This is a genomic window from Azonexus sp. (genome assembly GCF_047638095.1).
Taxonomy (GTDB): Bacteria; Pseudomonadota; Gammaproteobacteria; order Burkholderiales; family Rhodocyclaceae; genus Azonexus.
On record NZ_JBLJBW010000002.1, the window covers coordinates 64,367 to 87,735 of the forward strand.

Annotated in this window: 23 protein-coding genes; 10 read left to right on the plus strand and 13 right to left on the minus strand. The window is 60.6% G+C overall.

From position 1 onward, the window contains the following. Nucleotides 1-119 precede the first annotated feature (119 nt). Nucleotides 120-2,846 (minus strand): DNA polymerase I, encoded by a 2,727-nt coding sequence (polA, locus tag ACM62Q_RS00915; RefSeq protein WP_415033090.1) that lies wholly within the window; start codon nt 2,844-2,846, stop codon nt 120-122. Nucleotides 2,847-2,849: 3 nt separating this feature from the next. Between polA and ACM62Q_RS00920 the strand changes: the two genes are divergently transcribed. From ACM62Q_RS00920 to ACM62Q_RS00965, 10 genes are read left to right on the plus strand one after another with little or no spacing between them, the layout of a single operon-like run. After that, a complete protein-coding gene (locus ACM62Q_RS00920; protein ID WP_415033091.1) occupies nt 2,850-3,578 on the plus strand; it encodes a TIGR00730 family Rossman fold protein in 729 nt (242 codons plus the stop codon). Nucleotides 3,579-3,608: 30 nt separating this feature from the next. Continuing rightward, a complete protein-coding gene (locus ACM62Q_RS00925) occupies nt 3,609-3,947 on the plus strand; it encodes a DUF2782 domain-containing protein (RefSeq protein ID WP_415033092.1) in 339 nt (112 codons plus the stop codon). A 10-nt stretch (nt 3,948-3,957) separates the two neighbouring features. After that, entirely contained in the window at nt 3,958-4,755 is a 798-nt protein-coding gene (locus tag ACM62Q_RS00930) for a BPSS1780 family membrane protein (protein ID WP_415033093.1), read from the plus strand. A gap of 3 nt (nt 4,756-4,758) precedes the next feature. Continuing rightward, nucleotides 4,759-5,535 carry a BPSS1780 family membrane protein gene (locus tag ACM62Q_RS00935; protein ID WP_415033094.1) on the plus strand — a complete coding sequence of 259 codons (777 nt, stop codon included), beginning with the start codon at nt 4,759-4,761 and terminating at the stop codon, nt 5,533-5,535. After that, nucleotides 5,528-6,187 carry a nicotinate-nucleotide adenylyltransferase gene (gene nadD, locus ACM62Q_RS00940; protein ID WP_415033095.1) on the plus strand — a complete coding sequence of 220 codons (660 nt, stop codon included), beginning with the start codon at nt 5,528-5,530 and terminating at the stop codon, nt 6,185-6,187. Before ACM62Q_RS00935 ends, nadD begins: the two co-directional genes overlap by 8 nt. Before the next feature lie 10 nt (nt 6,188-6,197). Next, complete coding sequence (rsfS, locus tag ACM62Q_RS00945) at nt 6,198-6,566, plus strand: ribosome silencing factor (protein WP_415033096.1); 369 nt, start codon at nt 6,198-6,200, stop codon at nt 6,564-6,566. Beyond that, nucleotides 6,563-7,033, plus strand: a complete 471-nt coding sequence (gene rlmH / locus ACM62Q_RS00950; RefSeq protein ID WP_415033097.1) for a 23S rRNA (pseudouridine(1915)-N(3))-methyltransferase RlmH — start codon at nt 6,563-6,565, stop codon at nt 7,031-7,033. Before rsfS ends, rlmH begins: the two co-directional genes overlap by 4 nt. Beyond that, nucleotides 7,033-7,617, plus strand: a complete 585-nt coding sequence (locus ACM62Q_RS00955) for a Maf family protein (RefSeq protein WP_415033098.1) — start codon at nt 7,033-7,035, stop codon at nt 7,615-7,617. Before rlmH ends, ACM62Q_RS00955 begins: the two co-directional genes overlap by 1 nt. Before the next feature lie 48 nt (nt 7,618-7,665). Beyond that, nucleotides 7,666-8,085: a putative toxin-antitoxin system toxin component, PIN family gene (locus ACM62Q_RS00960; protein WP_415033099.1), complete on the plus strand. Its 420-nt coding sequence runs from the start codon at nt 7,666-7,668 to the stop codon at nt 8,083-8,085. Further along, entirely contained in the window at nt 8,082-8,321 is a 240-nt protein-coding gene (locus ACM62Q_RS00965) for a CopG family transcriptional regulator (protein ID WP_415033100.1), read from the plus strand. The genes ACM62Q_RS00960 and ACM62Q_RS00965 overlap by 4 nt, the downstream gene beginning before the upstream one ends. A gap of 98 nt (nt 8,322-8,419) precedes the next feature. On the opposite strand, the gene ACM62Q_RS00970 is transcribed toward ACM62Q_RS00965, so the two are convergent. The 12 genes from ACM62Q_RS00970 to asnB all read right to left on the minus strand — a co-directional run bounded on the left by ACM62Q_RS00970 (nt 8,420) and on the right by asnB (nt 23,350). Then, nucleotides 8,420-9,193: an enoyl-CoA hydratase gene (locus ACM62Q_RS00970; protein ID WP_415033101.1), complete on the minus strand. Its 774-nt coding sequence runs from the start codon at nt 9,191-9,193 to the stop codon at nt 8,420-8,422. A 158-nt stretch (nt 9,194-9,351) separates the two neighbouring features. Further along, nucleotides 9,352-10,974, minus strand: a complete 1,623-nt coding sequence (locus ACM62Q_RS00975; protein WP_415033102.1) for a methyl-accepting chemotaxis protein — start codon at nt 10,972-10,974, stop codon at nt 9,352-9,354. 324 nt (nt 10,975-11,298) lie between these two features. Then, nucleotides 11,299-13,266, minus strand: coding sequence for a polysaccharide biosynthesis protein (locus ACM62Q_RS00980; protein ID WP_415033103.1), 1,968 nt, complete (start codon nt 13,264-13,266; stop codon nt 11,299-11,301). Nucleotides 13,267-13,272: 6 nt separating this feature from the next. Then, nucleotides 13,273-13,824, minus strand: coding sequence for a sugar transferase (locus ACM62Q_RS00985; RefSeq protein ID WP_415033104.1), 552 nt, complete (start codon nt 13,822-13,824; stop codon nt 13,273-13,275). A gap of 4 nt (nt 13,825-13,828) precedes the next feature. Further along, nucleotides 13,829-14,761, minus strand: a complete 933-nt coding sequence (locus ACM62Q_RS00990; protein ID WP_415033105.1) for an NAD-dependent epimerase/dehydratase family protein — start codon at nt 14,759-14,761, stop codon at nt 13,829-13,831. Nucleotides 14,762-14,764: 3 nt separating this feature from the next. Then, the gene (wecB, locus tag ACM62Q_RS00995) at nt 14,765-15,895 is read right to left on the minus strand and encodes a non-hydrolyzing UDP-N-acetylglucosamine 2-epimerase (protein WP_415033106.1); all 1,131 of its coding nucleotides are present in this window, start codon (nt 15,893-15,895) and stop codon (nt 14,765-14,767) included. Beyond that, nucleotides 15,888-16,898, minus strand: coding sequence for a polysaccharide biosynthesis protein (locus ACM62Q_RS01000; RefSeq protein WP_415033107.1), 1,011 nt, complete (start codon nt 16,896-16,898; stop codon nt 15,888-15,890). Before ACM62Q_RS01000 ends, wecB begins: the two co-directional genes overlap by 8 nt. A 63-nt stretch (nt 16,899-16,961) precedes the next feature. Further along, the gene (locus ACM62Q_RS01005) at nt 16,962-17,819 is read right to left on the minus strand and encodes a dTDP-4-dehydrorhamnose reductase family protein (RefSeq protein WP_415033108.1); all 858 of its coding nucleotides are present in this window, start codon (nt 17,817-17,819) and stop codon (nt 16,962-16,964) included. Between the two features lie 7 nt (nt 17,820-17,826). Then, nucleotides 17,827-19,050, minus strand: coding sequence for a glycosyltransferase family 4 protein (locus ACM62Q_RS01010; protein ID WP_415033109.1), 1,224 nt, complete (start codon nt 19,048-19,050; stop codon nt 17,827-17,829). Nucleotides 19,051-19,053: 3 nt separating this feature from the next. Next, nucleotides 19,054-20,244 (minus strand): glycosyltransferase family 4 protein, encoded by a 1,191-nt coding sequence (locus ACM62Q_RS01015; RefSeq protein WP_415033110.1) that lies wholly within the window; start codon nt 20,242-20,244, stop codon nt 19,054-19,056. An 80-nt stretch (nt 20,245-20,324) separates the two neighbouring features. Continuing rightward, on the minus strand, nt 20,325-21,449 hold the full coding sequence (locus ACM62Q_RS01020; RefSeq protein ID WP_415033111.1) for a glycosyltransferase: 1,125 nt from the start codon (nt 21,447-21,449) through the stop codon (nt 20,325-20,327). Between the two features lie 17 nt (nt 21,450-21,466). Next, a complete protein-coding gene (gene asnB / locus ACM62Q_RS01025; RefSeq protein WP_415033112.1) occupies nt 21,467-23,350 on the minus strand; it encodes an asparagine synthase (glutamine-hydrolyzing) in 1,884 nt (627 codons plus the stop codon). Nucleotides 23,351-23,369 lie beyond the last annotated feature (19 nt).

The following is a 23,369-nucleotide window of genomic DNA, read 5'->3' on the forward strand; positions in this document are numbered from 1 at the left end:
TGCACGTCCTGCAGGTGCTTGATGCCGATCTGCTGCGGCAACATGGCTGTCTCTTCGGCGGCGGTAGCTGCATCGCCTTGCGTTAGGTCACCCTTGGCAGACTAAATTTCGGGGGAAGCTCAGTGCGCGGCTTCCCAGTTTGGTCCGATGCCGATATCCACGACCAAGGGGACTTTTAGGCTCAAGACCTGCGTCATCAAGCCGGGTAGTTGGGCGCGCACGGCATCGAGCTCGGCGGTGGGGACTTCGAGCAGCAGTTCGTCGTGCACTTGCAGCACCAGGCGGGTGGCGAGGTTTTCGCGCTCCAGCCAGTTTTGCACGGCGATCATGGCGCGTTTGATGAGATCGGCGGCGCTGCCTTGCATGGGGGCGTTGATGGCGGCGCGTTCTGCGCCTTGGCGGCGCATGGCCTGGCTGGAGCGGATTTCGGGCAGCCATAAACGGCGTCCGCAAACGGTATCGACATAGCCTTTTTCGCGCACCATGGCGCGGGCTTCTTCCATATAGCGGGCGACACCGGGGTAACGCGCGAAGTAACGGTCGATATAGGTTTGCGCGGCGCTGCGCTCCAGCCCGAGCTGGCGCGCCAGACCGAAGGCGCTCATGCCGTAGATCAGACCGAAATTGATGCTTTTGGCGACGCGCCGCTGCTCCGCATCGACCGCTTGCGGCGTGCTGCCGAAAATCTCGGCCGCCGTGGCGCGGTGCACGTCTTCGCCCTGGGCAAAGGCGTCCATCAGGCGCGGGTCGCCGGAGAGGTGCGCCATGATGCGTAATTCGATCTGCGAATAATCGGCCGACACGATGTGGCTGCCGGCCGGTGCGATGAAGGCGGTGCGTATCCGGCGGCCTTCTTCGCTGCGCACCGGAATGTTCTGCAAATTCGGCTCGCTGGAAGCGAGTCGCCCGGTGACCACGGAGGCTTGCGAAAAATGCGTATGCACCCGGCCGGTGTGCGCATTGATCATGCGCGGCAGTTTGTCGGTATAGGTGTTTTTCAGCTTGGCCAGGCTGCGGTGTTCGAGCAGCAGCTTGGGCAGGGGGTAATCGAGCGCCAGCTCGGAGAGCACTTCTTCGTCGGTAGAGGGCGCGCCGCCCGCTGTTTTTTTCTTGACCGGGAGTTTTAGCGTGCCAAATAAAATTTCGCCCAGCTGTTTGGGGGAGGCGAGATTGAAAGGCTGGCCAGCGAGTTCAAAGGCGCGCTGTTCGAGCTGGAGAATTTTCTGCCCCAGTTCATGGCTTTGCCGGGCCAGCTTGTCGGCATCGACCAGAATGCCGTTGCGCTCCATTTGCCAGATGACTTGGCGCACCGGCAGGTCGATTTCGCTATACACCGCATTCAGGCCGGGTTCTGCCGCCAGGCGGGGGTGCAAAACCTGGTGCAGGCGCAGGGTGAAATCGGCGTCTTCTGCTGCGTAGGGTGTGGCTTGTTCCAGCGCCACCTGGGCAAAACCTATCGCTTTTGCGCCCTTGCCGCACAGACTTTCATAGGAGATCGGCGTCAGCCCCAAATGGCGCTGGCTGATGGCATCGAAACCGTGTGCCGCGCCGCTCCATTGGCCGGCTTCCAGGACATAGCTTTGCAGCAAGGTGTCGTGGGCGATGCCGGCGAGCGTGATGCCGTGGTTGGCGAAAACATGCTGATCATATTTGGCATTTTGCAGTACTTTTTTGTGCGCGGCGCTTTCCAGCCAAGGGCGCAGCCTGTCCAGCACTTCGGCCAGCGGCAGTTGCGCCGGCGTGCCGGGGGCGGCATGCATCAACGGCAGATAGGCCGCTTCGCCGGTGCTGACGGAAAAAGACAGGCCGACCAGGCGGGCGGCGAAGGGGTCGAGATCGGTGGTTTCGGTATCCAGCGCGGTCAGCTCGGCTTGACTGATTTTGTCCAGCCAGTGGGCCAGGCTGGGCCAATCGAGGATGCAGTCATAGTGCAGTTGGGCGGGGGCGACGGGGATTTCTGGCACCGCGCTCGGGGTGCCAGAGGTTGTGCTGTCTTCGTCCGCGCCCTCGAGCTCGCGCAGCCAGGAGCGCAGGTTATAGCGGCTATAGAGGGCGCGCAGCGTTTGCGGCTCAGGTGGCCTTGGCGCAAGTGTTTCCGGGGCGGGTAAAGCGGGCAAATCGCAGGCGACGGTGACAAGCTTTTTCCCCAGCGGCAGAAATTCCAGGTGCTCGCGCAAATTTTGCCCGACCACGCCTTTGATCTGCGCGGCGTGCGCCATCAGGTTTTCCAGGCTGCCGTATTCGCTCAACCATTTGACGGCGGTTTTCGGGCCGCATTTGCTCACCCCGGGAACGCCATCGACGTTGTCGCCGACCAGGGCGAGGTAGTCGATGATTTTTTTCGGCGGCACGCCAAATTTGGCCTCGACGCCGGCCACATCGAGCAATTCTTCGCTCATGGTGTTGTACCAGCGTACGCGGGGGCTGACGAGCTGCGTCAAATCCTTATCGCCGGTGGAGATCAAGACGTCCATGCCGGCCTTTTCAGCCTGGCGGGCGAGCGTGCCAATGACATCGTCTGCTTCGACACCGGCCACGCTCAGCACCGGCCAGCCGGCGGCGGCAATGGCGGTGTGGATGGGTTCGATCTGGGCGCGTAGATCGTCCGGCATGGGGGGGCGATGCGCTTTGTAGGCGGGAAACCAATCATCGCGGAAGGTTTTTCCCGGCGCATCGAAAATGACTGCTCGATACTCTGCCTTGTGGTCATTCTGCAGACGACGTAGCATGCCGAGCACGCCGTAAATTGCGCCCGTCGGCTCGCCGCTGGGGCTGCGTAAATCGGGCAGGGCGTGATAAGCGCGGTAAAGATAGGACGAACCGTCCACCAACATCAGGAGAGGCATGGCATGACCGAGTGTGAAAAGCTGGTAAAAGGCGTGGAAGTCGAGGCCTTGCGCAAAAGCGCGCGGGCGCGTGAATCCTGGCGCATTCTGGGCATTATGTCAGAGTTCGTCGAAGCCACTGACCGTCTGGCGGCGATCAAACCGGCGGTGAGTATCTTCGGTTCGGCGCGTACCGCGCCCGGCACGCCCTATTATGAGTTGACGGAAAACATTGCCCGTCTGCTTTCGGATTCCGGGTTTTCGGTGATTTCCGGCGGCGGCCCCGGCATCATGGAGGCCGCGAACAAGGGTGCGTTTTACGGCAAATCGCCGTCGATCGGCTTGAATATCCAACTGCCGCACGAACAGCAAAGTAATCCCTATCAGGATATTTCGCAGACGTTCCGCCACTTTTTTGCGCGCAAATACATGTTTGTGCGCTTTGCCAGCGCCTATGTCGTCATGCCCGGCGGGTTTGGTACCCTCGATGAGCTGATGGAAGCGCTCACCCTGATCCAGACCAGCAAAACCCAGCGCATTCCGATTATTTTGGTGTGCTCCGATTTCTGGCGCGGTCTGGTCGATTGGTTTCGCGATACGCTCGTGCGCGAGGGGGTGATTGCGCCGCAGGACATGGACTTGATTCAGCTGATCGACGAACCGAAAGCCATTGTTGAGGCAATTTTCAAACACTACGAATATTCTTCCTTCCTTCCCCACCCGGGCGAGCACGACCCCCTTCTCAACCTGTAATAAAATCGCGCCTCTTGCCAAGGAAAGCCCATGCGCCGTCTTTTGCCGCTTCTGTGTTTGTTCGCCCTTCCCGTTTTTTCCGTCGGGGCTCAGCCAGCGGGCAATCAACCGCTGCCTGCCGTGCCGCCGCCACCGCCGGAGATGGAGGCCTTCGATGCGGCGCTCGAACCGCAGGTGACCATCGTCAAGAACGAAAAAGAAACCCGCGAGGAATATCGTTCGGGCGGCAAGCTCTACATGATCAAAGTCACGCCCGCCGTCGGTAAGCCCTATTACCTGGTGGACCGTCACGGCGATGGCATCATGTTAGAGAGCGAAACCAACCCACATCCCGTGCGCCCGCCGATGTGGATCATCCACCGCTGGTAAATTCAAACGCATGAGCGAGCAAAAGCCGATCGACGGCGAATCCAGGCGTCTGGATGCGGACGGCAACAGCCTGCCCGCCTTTCCCGTGCCGCCCAAGAATTTCCAGGGCAACAGCCAGACCGTAGATGCCGGGGCCTGCTTTGACTGGCTGACCCAAGGCTGGGCGATGTTCATCGCGCATCCTGGCATCTGGCTGGGCAGCAGTGTCTTGTTGCTCGTGTGCATCATGGCGATTGCCATGCCGCCCTTGATCGGGCAAATCGCCATTCATCTTTTATTGCCGCTTTTTGGTGCCGGCATGTTGCAGATTTCGCGCAGCATCGCCGAAGGGCGGGAGCCGCAGATCGCCGAGCTGTTCGCCGGTTTTCGTCACCAGGCCGGGCAGCTCGTCATGGTCGGCGTATTTTTTGCCTGCGGAATTTTCGGTATTGCCTTGTTCGCCACGCTCCTGGTGGGCGGTGGGTTGATCGGTGGCGGGCTGGTCGGCAATGTGGCGGGCTTGAGTATTGCCCTGGGCGGTGTCGTGCTCACCGGCTTACTGGTGCTCATCCTTTCTGCGCCGGTCATCATGGCCACCTGGTTTGCGCCGGCGCTGGTGTATTTTCACGACATGCCCGCGCTGGACGCCATGAAGGCGAGTTTCGCCGCCGGAGCAAAAAACTGGCTGGTGATGATCGTGTTTGGCTTGCTTTTACTCATTGCCGCATTTTTTGCCTTGCTGCCGGTGGGCATCGGCATGCTCTTGCTCTTGCCGATTGCCTCGGCGGCGGTTTACGCCTCTTACCGCGACATTTTTCCGGGAGCCTGAACGGTGCGCGCCCAAAATTTGCCTGCCGTTGCCGGCTGGCACTGGCTACAACAAGGCTTTGCGATTTATCGGCGTAATCCCCTGCTTTTCGCCATGCAGGTGATGAGCTACTGGTTCATCATCGTTTTCATTAATCTGCTGCCGGTTTTGGGCGCGCTGGTGGCGGCCCTGATCAACCCGGCCCTGCTCGTCGGCTTGATGCTCTCGGCGCGTCATCTGGAGCACAACCGGCCGATTTCACTCGCCACCCTGTTTGATGCCTGGCGTGGCAATTACAAACCTTTGCTCTGGCTGGGCGGTTTATACCTGCTGGCCTCTTTGGCGGCCCTTGCGCTTTCTGCACTGGCCGACGGCGGTGATTTTCTGCGTTTTTTGCTGGCCGGCGACAAGGTCGAGCGGGCGGCGCTGGAAGATGGCGATTTCGGCTTACCGGTCTTGTTTGCGCTGCTCGGGCTGGTCCCCGTTTTCATGGCCTGGTGGTTTGCGCCGGTGCTGGTCGCCTGGCATCAGCAAGGCGTCGGCAAGGCCTTGTTTTTCAGTTTCATGGCCTGTGTGATCAACTGGCGGCCCTTTCTGGTGTATGGCCTGGGGCTGTGCCTGGTCGGCGGTGTCTTGCCGGGCATGGCCTTGGGCGTGCTCGGGATGATTTTGCCGAGCGGCCTGGCTCCCCTTTTGGGGGCGCTCGCCATGTTTGCCCTGGTCGGCGTTCTGGCCCCGACAATTTTTGCCAGTTTTTACGTTGCCTACCGCGATATTTTCGGAATTTCAGAAATTGTCTGAGGCGCGCCGCGCCATCGGGCTTTATGGTGGCACCTTCAATCCGGTACATCATGCCCATTTGCGTCTGGCGGAAGAGGCCTGCGACAGCCTGGGTTTGCAGGAAGTGCGCTGGATTCCCGCCGGTTGGCCGCCGCATCGCCCGCCGCCAGAAGTCAGCGGCGCACAGCGCCTGGCCATGGTGCGCCTGGCGATTGCCGACAATCCGCGGTTTTCGCTCGATAGCGCAGAAGTAGACGCGAGCACCCGCAGTTACACCGTGCATACCCTGCAACGCTTGCGCGCACACTTTGGCCCGCAGCAGCCTTTGGTGCTTTTGCTGGGGGCGGATGCGGCGGCGGCTTTGACGACCTGGCATCAATGGCCGGAATTGTTCGCGCTGGCGCATCTGGCGATTGCCGAGCGCCCTGGTTATGCGCTCGATCCGGCACAGTTACCGAGCGCCTTGGCGGCAGAGTTTGCGCAACGCGCCGCCCCGGCCGAGGCGGTGCACAAGGCTCCCGCCGGTTACGTCGTGCATTTTCCCCTGACGGCGCTGGCGATTTCCGCCACCGGCATACGCCAGGCACTCGCGGCCGGGCAGTCGGTGCGTTATTTGCTGCCGCAGAAGCTTGTCGACTATATTCGGGCGCATTCCCTTTACACCTCTCTTTGAAACGAAACGTATGGACATTCACACCCTGGAAAAAATCGTCGTCGACGCCCTGGAAGACATCAAAGGCAAAGCGATCGAAGTCATCGACACGCAGCAGCTGACCCCGCTTTTTGAGCGCATGGTGATTGCCACCGGCGACTCCAACCGGCAGGTGCGCTCGCTTGCCGACAACGTGCAGAAAAAAGTACGCGAGGCCGGTGGCAGCGTGGTGTCGGTCGAAGGCGAAGACAGCGGCGAATGGGTGCTGGTGGATTTGGGCGAGATGATCGTGCACGTCATGCAACCGGCCACGCGCGCGTACTACAACCTAGAAGAGCTGTGGCAGGCCAGCCCCGCCCAGCCCCGCAAACCGGCGCTGGCCCCCGCGCGCGAGGCATGAAACTTGCCGTTTTCGCCGTCGGCCATCGGCAACCCGACTGGGTCAATGCTGGCTGCAGTGAATACCTCAAGCGCCTGCCGCCGGAAATGGCGGCGCGCATCGTCGAAATCAAGCCGGAGCCGCGCGGCAGCAAAACCCGCGAACAACTGTTGGCCGCCGAGCGCACGCGGATCGAAGCAGCGCTCGCCGCCGGTACCCGTTGCGTCGTGCTCGACGAAAAGGGCAGCGACCTCACCACCTTGCAGCTCGCCCGGCAGCTCGAACTTTGGCAGGTCGACGGACGCGATGTCAGTCTCATCATTGGCGGTGCCGACGGGATCGATCCTGCCCTGAAAGCCCGCGCGGCTGAAAAAATCCGCCTCTCCAGCCTCACCCTGCCCCACGGCATGGCCCGCCTGATTTTGTGCGAACAGCTTTACCGGGCGGTGAGCGTGCTCAAAAACCATCCTTATCATCGCGAGGGCTGATGCGCCTTTACCTTGCTTCGCGCAGCCCGCGCCGGCGTGAATTGCTGCATCAGATCGGCATCGAGTTCGATACCCTGATCGGTGCCATTGCGGTCGATGAAACACCGCAAGCGGGCGAAGCGCCGGCCGCCTATGTCGAGCGGGTCAGTCGCGCCAAGGCAGCGCAGGGCATTGCTTTGATCCAGGAACGCCGGCTCGTGGCACATCCTGTGCTCGCAGCGGATACCACGCTCGAAATGGATGGCGAAATCATCGGCAAACCCAGGGATGGTGCCGAGGCCAGCCGCATCTTGCAGCGCCTTTCCGGGCGCAGCCACCGCGTGCTGACCGGCGTCGCCGTGGCGACGGCCCAACGTAGCGACTACGTTTTGTCGCTCAGCGAGGTGCGTTTTCGTGTGCTGGATGCCGAGGAAATTCGCCGCTATGTGCTTTCCGGCGAACCCATGGACAAAGCCGGCGCTTACGGCATCCAGGGCCGCGCCGGCTTGTTCGTGGCGCATATCAACGGCAGTTACAGCGGCATCATGGGCTTGCCCTTGTGCGAAACCGGCGAGATTTTGAAGGGCTTTGGTTTTCGTTTTTGAAATGTCCCGCTTCTTGCCCAATAAAATGCTGTCGTATATGCTGTCACTATGGTTCGACTGGTTATTGATACGAATGTGTTTGTGGCAGGGTTGCGCTCGGGAGGTGGTGCGTCGCGTGCAGTCTTGCGCCGTGTGCTTGATGGGCGCTATCAGCCGTTGTTTGGGAATGCCTTGTGGCAAGAGTATTGCGATTTGCTCGGGCGGGATGTCTGGGGCACTGCAACGACTGCACGGGAGCGGGAGCAGGTGCTGGCAGCACTGGCTCAACGTGGTCGGTGGGTGACGATCTACTATGGGTGGCGTCCCAACCTTCCCGATGAAGCGGACAACCATTTGGTGGAACTCGCACTGGCCGGAGGGGCCGCCGGGATCGTGACGCACAACCTGCGGGATCTTGGTCGGGGGGAGCTGGTCTTTGGTCAACTGCGGGTGCTGACACCTGCACAATGTCTGGAGGAATGGCTATGACAACATTAACGATACGCTTGCCGGATGATACGGCAGAGCGTTTGAAGTCGCTGGCAAAGAGTCGCGGTCTCAGCACCAACAAGCTGGTTGAGGAAATGAGTGCGAGGGCATTGGCAGCATGGGATACCGAGAATCACTTTCGGGCAATGGCCGCAACCGGTGATGTCAAGCAGGCACTGGCAGTTCTGGATCGGCTGGATGCCGATGATCAACAGGCACAGGGATCGATGATGTGAGCTCGCCGCCCTCGAGGCCGATCAGCTGACATCACTCATCAGCGATGCGATGGGCCTGCTGCACGATGAGCAGGCGTATTCGCACAGCCATTTCCTAATCAACGATTCTTGAAATTCGCCTTACGTTTTTCGGCAAATGCTGCCATGCCCTCTTTTTGATCTTCCAGGGCAAATGAGGCATGAAAAACGCGCCGCTCGAACAGCAAACCTTCGTTCAAGGAAGATTCAAAAGCGCGATTCACGGTTTCCTTGATCATCATGATTACCGGTAGCGAGAAGCCGGCGATGGTTTGTGCGGCTTTCAAAGTCTCATCGAGCAGTTGCTCGGCCTGAATCACGCGTGCCACGAGGCCGGATTTTTCTGCTTCTGCGGCATCCATGAAGCGCCCGGTGAGGCACATGTCCATGGCTTTTGCCTTGCCTACGGCGCGCGGCAGACGCTGCGTGCCGCCGGCGCCGGGTAGCGTGCCGAGCTTGATTTCGGGTTGGCCGAATTTAGCGGTGTCGGCAGCAAAAATCATGTCGCACATCATCGCCAACTCGCAGCCGCCCCCCAGCGCAAAGCCGGCCACGGCCGCAATCACCGGTTTGCGCGTGGTCTTGATGCGTTCCCAGTTGCGCGTGATGAAATCGGTTTTATAGGCGTGCATGTAGTCAAACTCTTTCATGAAGCCAATATCGGCCCCGGCGGCAAAGGCCTTTTCGTTCCCGGTGAGGACGATGCAGCCGATGTTTTCGTCGGCTTCAAACTGGTCGATGGCGGCGGCGATGCCGTCTACCACTTCATTATTCAAGGCATTCATCGCTTCCGGGCGATTGATGCGGATCAAACCCACCTTGCCGTGGATTTCGCTGAGAACGATCTGGGTCATGTGCTGTTGCTCCTGTTGATGTTGTCGCCGCTGGGACGCGCCGTTTTGTCATGGAGGCGCGCCGGGCTGGGGTTTTGCCGAAGTGAGGATGCCCGGCGCGCCAGCCGACATAGTAATGATCCCCGGCGCACTTGTGTGCACTCGGGGTGCGCCGGGGTTTAGCGAATGAAGCGGAAATAGGTGACCAGTTCGCGCAGCCGCGCCGTGGCTTCCTGGATGCGCGTGCTGCGCGCCGTGACTTCTTCGATCGTGCTGGAGGTCTGGCTGATGCCGCTGAGAATGTCTTCCATCTGTAGGGCAATATCGCTGCCTGCCGTGGCTTGCTGGCGGGTGCGATGGGCGATGTGATCGGCCAGCTGGCCGATGGTGGTGCCCTGTGCGGCGACCGTATCCAGACCTGTACGCGCGCTTTTGGCCGTTTGATTGACGGCATCGACCTGCGTGCCTGCCACGGTCATGGTGCTCAGCGCGGCCTGGGTGCTGCTCTGGATGCGCTGAATGCTGCTGCTGATTTCGCTGGTTTGCTTGCTCGAATTTTCCGCCAGCTTGCGTACTTCGTCCGCCACCACGGCAAAGCCGCGCCCGGATTCCCCGGCGCGCGCCGCTTCGATTGCGGCATTGAGTGCGAGTAGATTAGTTTGGTCGGCAATTTCACGGATCACCTGGCTGACCCGTTCAATCGCTGAAATGGAATGAAAGAGCGCATCCATGCTGCGCCCGGCATCATGCACCGTATGCACCACATGATCGGCGGCCGTCTGGCTCTGCTGCATGCCTTCGGAGGCCGCCGTGAGCAGCGTGTGTGAGGTGGCGACCGCCTGCGCGGCCTGTTGTGCGTCGCCGGCAATCTGATCGACGGCGCTCACTAACTGTTCGACCGAGGCGGCAATGCGCTGGGCTGCGTTCGATTGCGCGCTGGTCGCCCGTCGTGTGTCTTCGATGTCGCCGCCCAGGGCCTGGATATGCGTATCGACCGTGCCGCTTTGTTCGGCAATTTCTGCCAGCATGGCGCGCAAATGGGTTTGCATGGTGACCAGGGCATCATTCAAGCGGCCCAGTTCATCGACCCGGTGCAGCGGAATATCGTCGGTCAAATCGCCCTGGGCGATATGCTGCAAGCGCCCCGTAATGCGCCCAACGATGGTCATCAGGCGGTTTTGCAGCAGGAGTAGCGCCAAAGCGGCGGCAATGCCGCCGGCGCTCAAAAGTGTCACCAGGGTATTGAGCGTGCCGGTGGGAATCCCCAGCTGCGCACCGAACGACTCTGCACCGACGGCCAAAAGCTGCGCCGTGATCATGCCCACTACCAGTGCCTGCAGCTTGCCGCGCAGCGGCAGTTGCGCCCAACGGCTGGCTTTGGGCGTACTGGCTTGCCCTGCTTGCAGTTTTTTGTAGAGCGCCTCGGCCGCCACGATTGCCGCGCGCTCCGGGCGGGTGCGCACCGACATGTAGCCAATTTTTTCGCCCGCCTGCAAAACCGGGACGATCAGCGCATCGACCCAGTAAAAATCCCCGTTTTTGCAGCGGTTTTTGACCAGTCCGCGCCAGGGGCGATCTGCCTTGAGCGTATCCCAGGCCCAGGCGAAGGCTGCTGGCGGCATATCCGGGTGGCGTACGATGTTATGGTTTTTCCCCAGCAATTCCTCGCGCGAAAAACCGCTGACGTCGACAAAAGTATCGTCGGCGTAGGTGATGATGCCCTTCAGATCGGTGCGTGAAACGATGTATTTGCCGAGGGGAAACTCCCGTTCGATGGTGGTGACTGGGGTATTGATTTTCATGAACGACTTTCCCGCGTACGGCGCGATGTTTGGGGCGCTATCCGATGCTGTGCGCGATGGTTTGCGCGATGGTATGTGTACAGAAAGCGCGAAAAACGGCGGTCAAAATCGGGTAAAAGCCCGCGCTGCCTTGTTGCGCAAGCCTTCCGGCTTTGCCTGTCGCATTCTTTCCGGCTTTGCTAGCGGGAGAAATACCTAAAAAGGCGTAGTAGCTAAGATTTTTCCTGTTTTGCGTGCTTTTGACGGCTATTTAAGCGGGCTGCGCAAGCTTGGTTTTTGACAGATGCCGGCAAGTTGTTGAAATTTTTGGCGAATTGTCGAGAATCAGGCGTTTTCTTTGTTTGCGGTTTGCACCCGTGCGCCCTGTTCCAGATAAACCCAATCGACGATGTCGTCGCTGGGGCTGTAACCCGCCACCCACTGCTGCAGCATCTGGCGGATGCGCCCAACGTCATTGGCGTTCAGTGCCAATTCCAGGGCGGCAAGCTTGGGCGCAAACTCGGCCCAAGGGATGAATTCTTCATGCGCTTTCATGATGCGTGGGTGCTCGGTGGGTTTGGGGTTGTCGCCGATCAGCAGCTCTTCGTAGAGTTTTTCACCCGGGCGCAGGCCGGAAAGCGCAATGGCGATATCGCCGTCAGGATGCTGTTCGTCTTTCATCGTCAGCCCCGAAAGTTCGATCATCTGCCGCGCCAGGTCGATGATTTTCACCGGTTGGCCCATGTCGAGCACGAAAACGTCGCCGCCCTGGGCCATGGCACCCGCCTGGATCACCAGTTGCGCCGCTTCGGGAATGGTCATGAAATAGCGGGTGACTTCGGGGTGCGTCAGGGTAAGCGGGCCGCCCTCACGGATTTGCTGGCGAAACTTCGGCACCACCGAGCCGGATGAACCCAGCACATTGCCGAAACGCACCATGCTAAAGCGGGTGCCTGTCGTGCTGGCTGCAAGCGCCTGCAGAGCCATTTCGGCCAGGCGCTTGCTGGCCCCCATCACATTGGTCGGGCGTACCGCCTTGTCGGTGCTGATGAGCACGAAATCGTCCACGCCGTTTGCCAGCGCCGCCTGGGCCGTGCGCAGGGTGCCCAGCAGGTTGTTTTTGATGCCCGCCGCCGGGTTGTGCTCGACCAGTGGCACGTGCTTGTAGGCCGCCGCGTGGTACACCGTATCCGGCTGCCAGGTGGACAGGATCTCGTGCATGCGCGCAACATCCTGCACCGAGGCCAGCAGCGGCAGCAGTTCGGTGCTGCCGCCTGCCAGGCGGGTTTCCAGCTCATGGTGGATGGCATAGAGGGCAAATTCGCTCTGCTCGATCAGCAGCAAGCGGGCGGGGCCCACCGCCAGAATCTGCCGGCACAGCTCGCTGCCGATGGAGCCGCCCGCCCCCGTCACCAGCACCGTTTTTCCCGCAATATTTTTCGCCAGCAAAACCGGGTCGGGTGTCACCGATTCGCGCCCGAGCAGGTCGTCGATATCCAGCTCGCGCAAGTCCGACACACTGATCTTGCCCTGCGCCAGATCGACCAAACTCGGCAAGGTGCGCACGGCCACCTGGGCCAGACGGATTTCTCCCAGGATTTCATTGCGGCGATGACGTGACAAGCGCGGCATCGCCAGCAGAACATCCGCGATACCGAGCGTCTGCACCCGTTCCGGCAGATCTTGCGGGCGGTAAATCGGCTGGCCATTCAAGACCTGGCCGTGCAGGCGCTCATCGTCGTCGAGAAAGCCCACCACCTGCATTTCCGTGCTGTGGATCATCGCCTGCGCCAGCTGCCGCCCGGTCGTTCCCGCCCCGTAAATCAACACCTTGGGCCGCGCCGCCCGGCGCAGCAGGCTGCGGTATTCATCTCCCAGCCACAGCCGCACCATGAGCCGCGACAGGCCCACCATGAGCAACAGCAGAATCGGCTGGATGATGCCCACCGTGCGCGGCACGCCGGGCACACCGATGGCCATGAAAATGGCCGCATACACCACACCATACACCGCCACGGCCCGCGCCACCGCCAGCAAGGCAGGCCAGCCGCTGTAGCGGAAAATGGCGCGGTACAGCCCGAAAACGATGAACACGGGCATGGCCAGGGCAATGGACACGGCGGCGGCCAGCATCGCGCCCTGAGCCCAAGGCGTGCCATCCATGAGCGATACAAAATCGCCCAGGCGTAGGAAATAAGCCAGCCAGACGGCCAGGATGCAGAGGCCCGCATCGAGCAGCAGGGCGACCAGACGCTTGGCTGCGCGTGGCAGAGCGAGCATGGGGGAAGCCAGACGCTGAGGCAGGGAACTCATGCTCTGCTACCCCTTGGCGGCATCGCCTTGGCCGCCGCCCAACACGGTCTGGACGATATAGCGGAAATAGGCTGCCAGCGTCAGATTGGCCAGCATGTGGGCGTCGGTCTGCGCCAGCAGTTCCGGCGTAGACATATCGATGCCGCTGATCTGAGCCAGGCCGGTAATGCCGGGACGGGCGGCGAACACGCCATGTTTTTCGCGCGCTGCCAGCAGTTCCGTTTGATTGAACAGTCCGGGACGTGGGCCGACCAGACTCATCTCGCCTTTCAATACATTCCATAGCTGCGGCAGTTCGTCGAGCTTGCTGCGCCGCAGAAATGTGCCCATGCGGGTAATGGCCGCCGTATCGGCTAGATGGCTGGCCACCGAGGCCGTCCCCACGCGCATGGTGCGAAATTTGACGAGGGTGAAGGGTTTTTGGCCCCGCCCCACGCGCACCTGACGAAACAACGGGGAGCCGGTATCGAACAGCCCAACCAAATAGACCGCCAACAACAGCGGCGCGCCAAAAATCAAACCAAGCAGGGAAAACAGGATATCGAATATACGCAGCATGGTTTTACTTCCCCGCAACACGTCGCAAACCTTCGTCCAGCGTCAGTGGTGGACGCCAATTCAGTTGCTGGCAGGCGGCATTATCGACTTGCAGGGAACCGCACAGACGCTGGCTAATAGCCTGTTTTCCCAGCACTCGGGCGGCCCACTGCATGAGGCCGGCCGGTAGCCACAGCAAGCGTGCCGACCTGCCCTGAGCTTGCGCCATGCGCTGCAGCAATGCGGCGGTGGACACATCTTCGCCATCGCTGACCAGGAAAATCTGACCGGCGGCCTGCGCATGGTGCACACAGGTCAGTAGCAGATCGACCAGATTGTCGAGCGCCACCAGGCTGCGCCGGTTTTGCGTCAGTGCGGCAAAGGGTAAGGGAATGCCCGCTGCCACCCAGCGCCACAGGCTGGCGAAATTGCCCTGCACCCCGGGGCCATAGATCAGCGGCGGGCGCACGATCACCAGAGCCATGCCGGTGTGCCGGGCAATTTCCTGCAAACCGGCTTCGGCTTCCGCCTTCGAGCGGGCATAGGCATCTTCCGGTGCCGGTAGATCGGCGGCGGTGAACGGTTTGCCCGGCAGGGTCTGTTCGCCATTGACCTTTACCGAGCTGACAAACACAAAACGTTGAACGCCAGCCGCAGCGGCCTGGCGCGCCAGTTGCAGGGTGGCCGCAACATTGATCTGGCGATAAGCCGCCCTGGGATCGGCTGCCTCCGCCGGCGTGACTCGCGTTTGTGCTGCGCAGTGAATCACGGCCGACACGCCCGCCAGCGCCGGCTGCCAGTCGGTCTGTTCGTTCTGCTCCGGCAGCACCACATCATCGGTGGAGTGCTGCAGGGCCGCACGGCGCACCACACCACGGCAGGCTACACCGCGCTGGTGCATGGCGTTAATGAGGGCCCGACCGACCAGCCCATTGGCTCCGGTCACGAGAACGGTCATCGGTCAAGTCTCCTGATGCCACACCGTACGGTTGACGTAATCGGTGTAGCTCGTCACGACCCGCAGCACCTGTCTCGCCACCGCGGGGTTCTCATACTCCGCCACCGGACGCGTCGCGTGCTGCTGGCGGTCATACTGGGCAATGATGATGCCGACGGCTTCCAGCACCCGCTCCCGCTTCAGTCCGGCCATGATGAGCGTGCCGGCATCCATGCCTTCCGGGCGCTCGTGCGCATTACGGATGGTGACGGCCGGCAGGTTGAGCAGGGAAGCCTCTTCGGTAATCGTGCCGCTATCGGAGACCACGCACAGGGAATCCATCTGCAGGCGGATGTAATCGCAGAAACCAAACGGTTTCATGAACTGCACGCGCGCATCCAGGGAAATGCCGGACAGGGCATCGAGGCGCTTACGGGTGCGCGGATGGGTGGACACGATCACCGGCACATCGTAGGTTGCCGCCAGTGCGTTGAGTGTTGCCAGCAGATCGCGCAGATTCTCCGGGGTATCGACGTTTTCTTCGCGGTGAGCGCTGACGATGAAAAACTTGCCCGGCGTTAGCCCCATGTTCTGTAGCACAGTGGAGGCCTGGATCTTCGGGCGGTAGTAATCCAGCACCTCGCGCATGTGCGAGCCGGTCTTGATGATGGTTTCCGGGCGGATACCCTCGGCAATGAGGTAGCGGCGGGCATGCTCGGTCAGCACCAGGTTGATGTCGCTGAGATGATCGAGCACCTTGCGATTGATTTCTTCCGGCACACGCTGATCGAAACAGCGGTTGCCCGCTTCCATGTGAAATACCGGAATTTTGCGCCGTTTGGCCGCAATGACGGCGAGACAGGTGTTGGTGTCGCCATAGAGCAGCAGCGCATTGGGTTGTTCCAGCGCGAACACCGCATCCGCCTTGGCGATCACTTCGGCGATGGTTTGCGCGGCGGTTTCGCCGGCGGCGCCCAGGAAATGATCGGGCTTGCGGATGCCCAGATCGTCGAAGAAAACCTGGTTCAGTTCGTAGTCGTAGTTCTGTCCGGAATGCACCAGCACATGCTGGGTGTGGCGGTCGAATTCGGCGATCACCCGGCTCATCTTGATCAGCTCCGGGCGGGTGCCGACCAGGGTCATGACCTTAAGCATCGAGCTGCTCCCTGATGTAGTCGAGCCGGCGCAGCAGCACTTTGATGCCGGCTACGTCCAGACGCTGGGTGTTGTGCGAGGTGTAGTCGTCCAGACCGGAGATTTTTTCCTCGCCTTCGACGAAGTATTTTTTGTAATTCAGGTCACGATTGTCCGCCGGGATGCGGTAGTAGCGCCCCATGTCTTCGGCCTTGGCCATTTCCTCACGCGACACCAGCGACTCGTAGAGTTTTTCGCCGTGCCGGGTGCCAATCACCCGCACCGGGTTGTCGCAGCCAAACAGCTCCTTGAGCGCTTGGGCCAGCTCGCCGACGGTGGAGGCCGGGGCCTTCTGCACGAATAAATCGCCCTGTTGTCCATGCGTAAAGGCGTACAGCACCAGATCGACCGAGTCTTCCAGCGACATCAGGAAGCGGGTCATCTGCGGATCGGTCACGGTCAGTGGCTCACCGGCGCGCAATTGGTCGACAAACAGCGGAATCACCGAACCGCGCGAAGCCATCACGTTGCCGTAGCGGGTGGCGCAGAGTACGGTGCCGCCTTCGGGGATCATCCGCGACTTGGCCACCATCAGCTTCTCGGCCATGGCCTTGGAGATGCCCATGGCGTTGATCGGATAGACCGCCTTGTCGGTGGACAACACCACCACCCGCTGCACGCCGCTGGCAATCGCCGCGTTGAGCACGTTTTCGGTGCCGTTGATGTTGGTGCGCACCGCTTCCATCGGATAAAACTCGCAGGACGGCACCTGCTTCAAGGCTGCCGCGTGAAAGACGTAATCGACACCGACCATGGCCTGCCGGAGGCTGTCGTAGTCACGCACGTCGCCGATGTAGAACTTGACCTTGTCGTTGGCCAGGGCGATGCGCATGTCTTCCTGCTTTTTCTCGTCGCGGGAGAAAATGCGAATCTCGCGCACGGAGGTGTTGAGAAAGCGCCTGAGCACGGTATGACCAAAAGAGCCGGTGCCCCCGGTGATCATCAAAACCTTGTTATCGAACATGGAACTTTCCTGAACATGAACGCAGCACGGCGGCTGCGTGGATTCTTCTTCATTAGCGAATAGTTAGCGCTGCGTATGCATGCGCCGGATCAGCTCGGGCCAGACCGGTGCCACATAGCCGGTGGCCGCGCGGAAATGCGAACCCTCCAGCGAACGGTCGATCACCAGTGCATCATCCGGACGAATCTCGATCGGCTTGCTGTACTGCGCCGCCACCAGGTTGAGCAGGCTGAACTTGTCGATCGGCTCGGCGGCGACATGATACAGCCCATGTAGCGCCGGGTGCGGAAGCACGTAATCTTTCATGACCCGCGCCAGCTCGACGGTCGGCAGGCCGGAAAATACCGCCCGGGTAAATCCCCGAACCTCCCCCTGCTGCGACAGAAACCAGTCGACCAGGGCATGACTGGAGTCGAGTTCGTGCCCGATGATCGAGGTGCGCAGGGTGATGACATGCGCCGTATCGTGCACTTCGCCGATGTATTTCGATTTGCCGTAGAGGTCTTCGGCGTCCGACACGTCGCTTTCCAGATACTTCCCTTTGCGCCCGGAAAAAACGCAGTCGGTGCTGACATGGATCAGGCGCGCCCCCGCCAGCGCGCACAGGCGAGCCAGTCGGTGCGGCAGCATGGCATTGATCGGCAGGGCCGTCAGCGGGTCGCCAGCATCGGCCAGTTGCTTGATCAGGCCGACGCAGTTAATGACAATTTCCGGTTTCACCCGCGCCATGACGGCCAGCAAGGCATCCTGATCGAGCACATCGACACCGCAGAGCAGCCGGGCGTGGGTGGCTTCGGGAAAATGCCGCAAACCCGCCGCACTGCGCAGGGTACCCCAGGTGTCGTGGCCGGCAGCGGCTGAAAAAACGCGAAAAACGACATGGCCCAGCATGCCGGTCGCACCCAATACGAGAACTCTCATCCTGACCTCAGCTTTCCGTTGTGCCGGACAAATGCTCGACCAGCGCTGCAACCTGTCGGTGCATATCGAAATGTGCATCGAAATACATCCGGCCGGCGGCCCCCATGGCCGCCCGGCGCTCAGCCCCCAGATGCTTCATGCGGCGGATGTTTTCCACCAAGGGCTGCACCTGCCCGGCCGGCGACACCAGGCCGGCACCCGCTTCGCTCACTACCCGCGCGCCTTCGCCATTGATGCTGGCGAGGATCGGCCGTCCCGCCGCCAGGTAGGCCTGGATCTTGCTGGGAATAGTCTGGGCGAAGGCCGGCTCGTCCTTGAGCGATACCAGCAGGGCCGAGGCCTGCGCGAAAATGGCCGGCATGGCCCCCGTCGGAAATCTTCCCGCGATGATGAGCTTATCCAGCCCCAAGGCCTGCTGTTGCGCCCGTAACCAGTCCAGGCGACTGCCGCTGCCAATCACGACCAGGCGGATATCTGGCTCGTCACGCAACTGCTCGGCCGCTTGCACCAGTATATCCAGCGCCTGCGCCGTGCCCAGGTTGCCGGCAAAAACGACACAGAAATTTTGCTTCAACACGCGCTCGAGTTCTTCCGGAATGGCAACCGCCGCATTGTCGGTGTGCACATCGATGGAATTGGGGTAGTAATGAATCTTGTCGCGCTCGGCATAGTGCGCCACCGGCTCGATGAAAGCGCGCGATTGCACCAGCAAGGCATCGCAGTGGCGATAAATTCGCCGCACCATCCTGCCGGCCAGCCACAGCAGATGGCGATTGCGCACATAGCCCGTCGCCGCCAGGCTGTCCGGCCACAGATCCTGCACCCATAACGCCAGCCGGGCGCGCTTCAGCGACTTCAGGAGAATGGCCGGAATCACCTGAGTGACGGGCGAAGGTGCAAACACCAGGATGGCATCAAAGTCGTATTTGCGCAGCATCCAGGGCAGGCAGGTCAGGCCGGCGATGACAAACGAAAGGTAGTTGAGCGACAGGTTGAGCGCGCCACCATTACGGCGCGGCCACACCGGTACGCGCAGCACTTCGATGCGCTCCAGATAGGATTCGCGCTGCGTTCCCAGGGCGCGGTAGCCCGGAAACACCTTGCCGTCAGGATAGTTGGGCTTGCCCGTCGCCACCACCACCGTGTGCCCCTGCGCTTCCAGAATGCGCACGATGTCATTGATGATGAAACTTTCCGGCCAGAAATATTGAGAAAGCACCAGGATACGCATGATTTAACGCCCCGCCATTTTGGAAACAACCGCTTGGTAGAGTTCCGCCATACGCGCCGCATTGACCTCGATGGTGAAAGTTTGCTTCGCCCAGATCCTGGCCTGGGTGCCGAGCCGGCATCGCAGTTCGGAGTCCTCGACCAATCTTTGCAGGGCATTCGCTATCAGCGGCGGCTGCGGCTCCGCGATCGCCAAGCCGGTCACCTCATGGATCACCGCATCCGCAACCGGATCACGCACCGCCACGACACTGGGAATACCGTAGAAAGCCGCCTCGAAAACCGGCCGACCTGCGGCGTTCAGGTGGGATGGAAAACAGAGGATATCCAGCTGTGGGTACAACGTCCGCACATCCGCGACAAACCCGAGCAGCTCGACATGCTGGTGCAGCCCGTGGTGCTCGATCAATGCCTCCAACTCAGCCCGGACATCACGCCCGAAGCCAAATTTCGCCAATAGCCATGCCTTCCAGCGCGACAGCTGACGAGCGTTCTCGCCGGCCACCAGGCAACGGATGTTAACTCCTCGCTGCTTAAGAATCTGCATGGCTTCCAGCAACTCGAAGATGCCCTTCAACTCCACCAACACACCGAGAAAGCCGACCTTAACCGGCTCGATTTCGCCTGCTGGGCGGGATAGGGAAGCGCCGACATCGATACTCAGCCCGTTGTGGATGACGCTCAGCGGCAGGCCGTCGGCAAGAGTCGCTGCCACCGTGTGATCGATCGCCACCACCGCGTCGGCGTGCCTCCGAAGCAGGCCGGTAAGCCAGTGCGTCCGCCACCCTTTGCCGAGCAGTCGCTGCAGGGAGCGCACGTGCACCACCATTGGCACGCGCCACAGGTGCTTGGCTAGCAGGCCCAGCGGCAGTAGGGTCAACTCGTTGATGTGGATCAGGTCGAAGGCCTCATGGCGCATGCGCCACAGCCCCCAGATCGAAAATGGCAGCAGATACAGCTCACGTAAAAGAATCAGCCAACGCAAGCGTCGGTAGAAGCCGAAACGAGTGTTGTCGAACTGGCTGAGTCCGCGCACGACCCGCACATCCAGACCGGCCGCAGCAAACGCCCCCTGGGCTGAGCCGGCCGGAGTCAGGACCGTCCCAACGACGCCATGTCCGGACAGTTGCCGGTACAGCTCGATGAGGCTTTTCGAGGCACCGCCGAATGCTCCGGCTGGATGCAGATAGAGCACGCGCACAGGCTAGTCTCCTACTCCGCGGCCCGATAACGACGAGCCCCGCCTTGCCAAAATAGGCGAACGTTGCGTGTACTTCATCCCAGCCGCTCGATTTCTGCCAGCAGAAGCTGGCCGCTGCGCTCGTAGTTGAGCTCCTGCGCGGCGATATTCGATGCCTGCTTGAAGCCACTGACAGCAGCAGCATCGAGTTTCTGGATCACCGTCGCCAGCGCCTGGGGGTCGAACGACTCCGCCACCACGCCACACTGATACTGACGAAGGAGCGTCGCCATCTCCGGAGACGGGCCAATGGCCACGGCCAAGCGCGCCTGGATGAATTCGAAAAACTTGTTCGGCAGTGCGTGTTCATGATTGAAATTGACGGGCGGCAAGAGATAGATCCCCACATCAAATTCGTTCAGACGCTGACAGATATCCTGCATCGCCACCGGCTCGATGAATCGGATCCTCGAATCAGCCTGGGCCGCGGCCCGCAATTCCGCCATGTAGGCGGCATCGGTTTCGACCAGCATGAAATCCAGGGTAAAGCGCGCATCTAGATACTTCATCATGTCGATCATCACACCCAGATGGCGGGAGCGGATGGCCGAACCGTGGTGAACCAGGCGGATGCACTCAGCATCAACCGTAGAAGGCGACCGCTTCTGATCCAGCGGCGCATTATGAATAACCTTGCACTGGACCCTGTACTCGCGCTCGTATTCGTCAGCGATACCCTGGCAAACGGTGGTCATCGCCGCAGCCCTGGGTAGGTACCGACGGCACAGATCATGGTGATAAGGGCCGAACAGAAGCCTCCAGAGCAACTTGTCATCAAACTCCTTCGGCGAATATTCGTGCGCATCCATGAGTACCGGACAATTCCCCGCCAGCTCCAGAGCCAGCGGCAACGCCGAAATATCGTTGGCGATAATCAGATCAAAGCTGCGCTGTGCCAACCGATGCTGGGCATGCCGCACCTGCGGCAAGCGCCAGTAGTAACTTTCAAAAGCCCTCAGCAGCAGCTTGCCTGCCCAAATGCCTTTTTGCAGCAGGCCGGTCGGCGGTTTGTTGAGCGCAATGAACTCGATGTTCGCATCCGGCGCGCGGCCGTAGCCTGCCACCGTGACTCGATGAACATTCTCAAGCAAGCGCACCTGGCGCATCACGCGCGGGTCGCTGTGAATGACCGAAAACGAAATGATCAGAACAGACTTCAAAATTTATAGGTCCAATGTCATGCAATAAAATGGCTGTACCAGCGGCAGAAATTAATCCAGCGCCACACCTGCCAGGAAAAGTCTTTTTTGCCGGCGATGATCAGTTCAAACTCGCGTAAAACTTCTGTCTGATTGAAAAACAGCAGTTGCAGATCCTCGCGCAGCCAACCCCGCACGGTGTCCGCCATCGAGAGCAGCCAGGCCTGCTCCGGTGTGGCAAAGCCGATTTTGTCACGACGATCAAGAACATCATCCGGCACGATGCCTCGCATTGCAGCACGAAAGACGTGCTTGGTCTCGCCTTTGGCGGAAATTAGGTAGGACTCGGGCAGAGATAGCAGCAGGTTGACCATGTCCAGGGTCAGGAACGGCACCCGGCTTTCCACTGAAAATCGCATCGAATTACGATCGCCATGTCGGAGCAATGCCGGCAACCCGCGCTGTGTCAATGACAGCCCAAGTTCTGCCACGACCCGGCGCCCGGCCTCGCTCTGCGCTGATCGCAACCGCGGGAAATGGCTGATTACGCCGCGCTCAATCAGTGGCTCACCGTTGATCCAGGCAGGCAGCGCATCGGATCCGTTGATCTTGCGCAGAAGCGCGTAAAGCCAGCCTTCGGTCATTTCCGCAACTAGACGCTTGGCCCCGCCAATGCGGTTTCTGCCGGGCCATTTTGACCACTCATTGAGAAAACTAGCTGCCTCCACCAGCCGCCCCTTTTCGACCAGACTGCGCAAGCGCTGACCGGGGTAGCCGTTGTAGCCGGCCAGCATTTCGTCGGCGCCCTGTCCATCCAGGGTGACAGTGACGCCCGCATCGCGTGCAAGCTGAAAAACTCTATATTGCGCATAAATGCTGGTACTACCGAACGGCTCACCCTGGGCCAAGATCATCGAATCCAGATCACGCACCAATTCGTCGGAATTGACCGATATCTTGTGCGGCACAGCACCCACATGCGCGTTGATGCGATCAACCCAGTCCTCCTCGCTCACCTCGCTTCCCGCTGCGACGTAGCTGAAGGTATGTATCGGCAGGTCTGGCTCGACATGCCGCATGGCACAGACCACCGCCGAGGAATCGATGCCGCCGGACAGCGCGGCACCCAGCGGCACGTCGCTGCGCAGATGCAGGCGGATGTTGTGCAAAAACTGTGCGCGGACCATTTCCGTTGCGCTGGCGAAGGACAGATCGGTGCGTTCGACAATGCTCGGCGTCCACCAGCGCTCGGGCTTGCCAATCCGTCGGGCCTGCAGATCAACGGTAAACAAATGACCCGGCAACAAATGACTGACGCCTTCGAAGAAAGTGCGCGGACCACTGTCGTAATCGCCGTGAACCAGATAGTCGTAAGCACGCTGCCAATCCAGCGCAGGCTTGCTCGGCAGCAACTCCTTGAGCGCCGGTATTTCCGAGGCAAAGTAGAACTCGCCCCCCTGGGCTGCGTAGAAGAAGGGTTTGATGCCGAATGCGTCGCGCACGCAGGTCAGGGTGCCTGCCTGCTGATCCAGTACGACAAAGGCGAACATGCCGACTAGCCGTACCAGGCAGGCTTGCCCCCACTGGGCCCAGGCGGCCAACAGAACTTCAGTGTCGGAATCGGAAACAAACCCGTGACCCAAATCCTGCAGATCGGCTCGCAGTTCGCGATAGTTGTAAATCTCACCGTTGAAAACGATCGAAAAGCGCTTGTCGTCAGACAGCATCGGCTGATGTCCGGCCGACGACAGATCCAGGATTGACAATCGAGTATGTCCCAGGGCGATCACTAAATCTACTGCCGGATACAATTCATAACCGCTGTCATTCGGCCCACGGTGCCGGATTTTCTCAAGCGCTCTGCCCAGACGCAAATCCGCCTGCGCGTTGCCTTTCCACCATCCTCCCGCTATACCGCACATACTCTTTCCTCGAGACGCC

Coding starts and splice junctions, on each gene's coding strand:
- polA (WP_415033090.1), bottom strand. CDS start 2,846: ATGCCTCTCCTGATGTTGGTGGACGGTTCGTCCTATCTTTACCGCGCT.
- ACM62Q_RS00920 (WP_415033091.1), top strand. CDS start 2,850: ATGACCGAGTGTGAAAAGCTGGTAAAAGGCGTGGAAGTCGAGGCCTTG.
- ACM62Q_RS00925 (WP_415033092.1), top strand. CDS start 3,609: ATGCGCCGTCTTTTGCCGCTTCTGTGTTTGTTCGCCCTTCCCGTTTTT.
- ACM62Q_RS00930 (WP_415033093.1), top strand. CDS start 3,958: ATGAGCGAGCAAAAGCCGATCGACGGCGAATCCAGGCGTCTGGATGCG.
- rsfS (WP_415033096.1), top strand. CDS start 6,198: ATGGACATTCACACCCTGGAAAAAATCGTCGTCGACGCCCTGGAAGAC.
- rlmH (WP_415033097.1), top strand. CDS start 6,563: ATGAAACTTGCCGTTTTCGCCGTCGGCCATCGGCAACCCGACTGGGTC.
- ACM62Q_RS00955 (WP_415033098.1), top strand. CDS start 7,033: ATGCGCCTTTACCTTGCTTCGCGCAGCCCGCGCCGGCGTGAATTGCTG.
- ACM62Q_RS00960 (WP_415033099.1), top strand. CDS start 7,666: ATGGTTCGACTGGTTATTGATACGAATGTGTTTGTGGCAGGGTTGCGC.
- ACM62Q_RS00965 (WP_415033100.1), top strand. CDS start 8,082: ATGACAACATTAACGATACGCTTGCCGGATGATACGGCAGAGCGTTTG.
- ACM62Q_RS00970 (WP_415033101.1), bottom strand. CDS start 9,193: ATGACCCAGATCGTTCTCAGCGAAATCCACGGCAAGGTGGGTTTGATC.
- ACM62Q_RS00975 (WP_415033102.1), bottom strand. CDS start 10,974: ATGAAAATCAATACCCCAGTCACCACCATCGAACGGGAGTTTCCCCTC.
- ACM62Q_RS00980 (WP_415033103.1), bottom strand. CDS start 13,266: ATGAGTTCCCTGCCTCAGCGTCTGGCTTCCCCCATGCTCGCTCTGCCA.
- ACM62Q_RS00985 (WP_415033104.1), bottom strand. CDS start 13,824: ATGCTGCGTATATTCGATATCCTGTTTTCCCTGCTTGGTTTGATTTTT.
- ACM62Q_RS00990 (WP_415033105.1), bottom strand. CDS start 14,761: ATGACCGTTCTCGTGACCGGAGCCAATGGGCTGGTCGGTCGGGCCCTC.
- wecB (WP_415033106.1), bottom strand. CDS start 15,895: ATGCTTAAGGTCATGACCCTGGTCGGCACCCGCCCGGAGCTGATCAAG.
- ACM62Q_RS01000 (WP_415033107.1), bottom strand. CDS start 16,898: ATGTTCGATAACAAGGTTTTGATGATCACCGGGGGCACCGGCTCTTTT.
- ACM62Q_RS01005 (WP_415033108.1), bottom strand. CDS start 17,819: ATGAGAGTTCTCGTATTGGGTGCGACCGGCATGCTGGGCCATGTCGTT.
- ACM62Q_RS01010 (WP_415033109.1), bottom strand. CDS start 19,050: ATGCGTATCCTGGTGCTTTCTCAATATTTCTGGCCGGAAAGTTTCATC.
- asnB (WP_415033112.1), bottom strand. CDS start 23,350: ATGTGCGGTATAGCGGGAGGATGGTGGAAAGGCAACGCGCAGGCGGAT.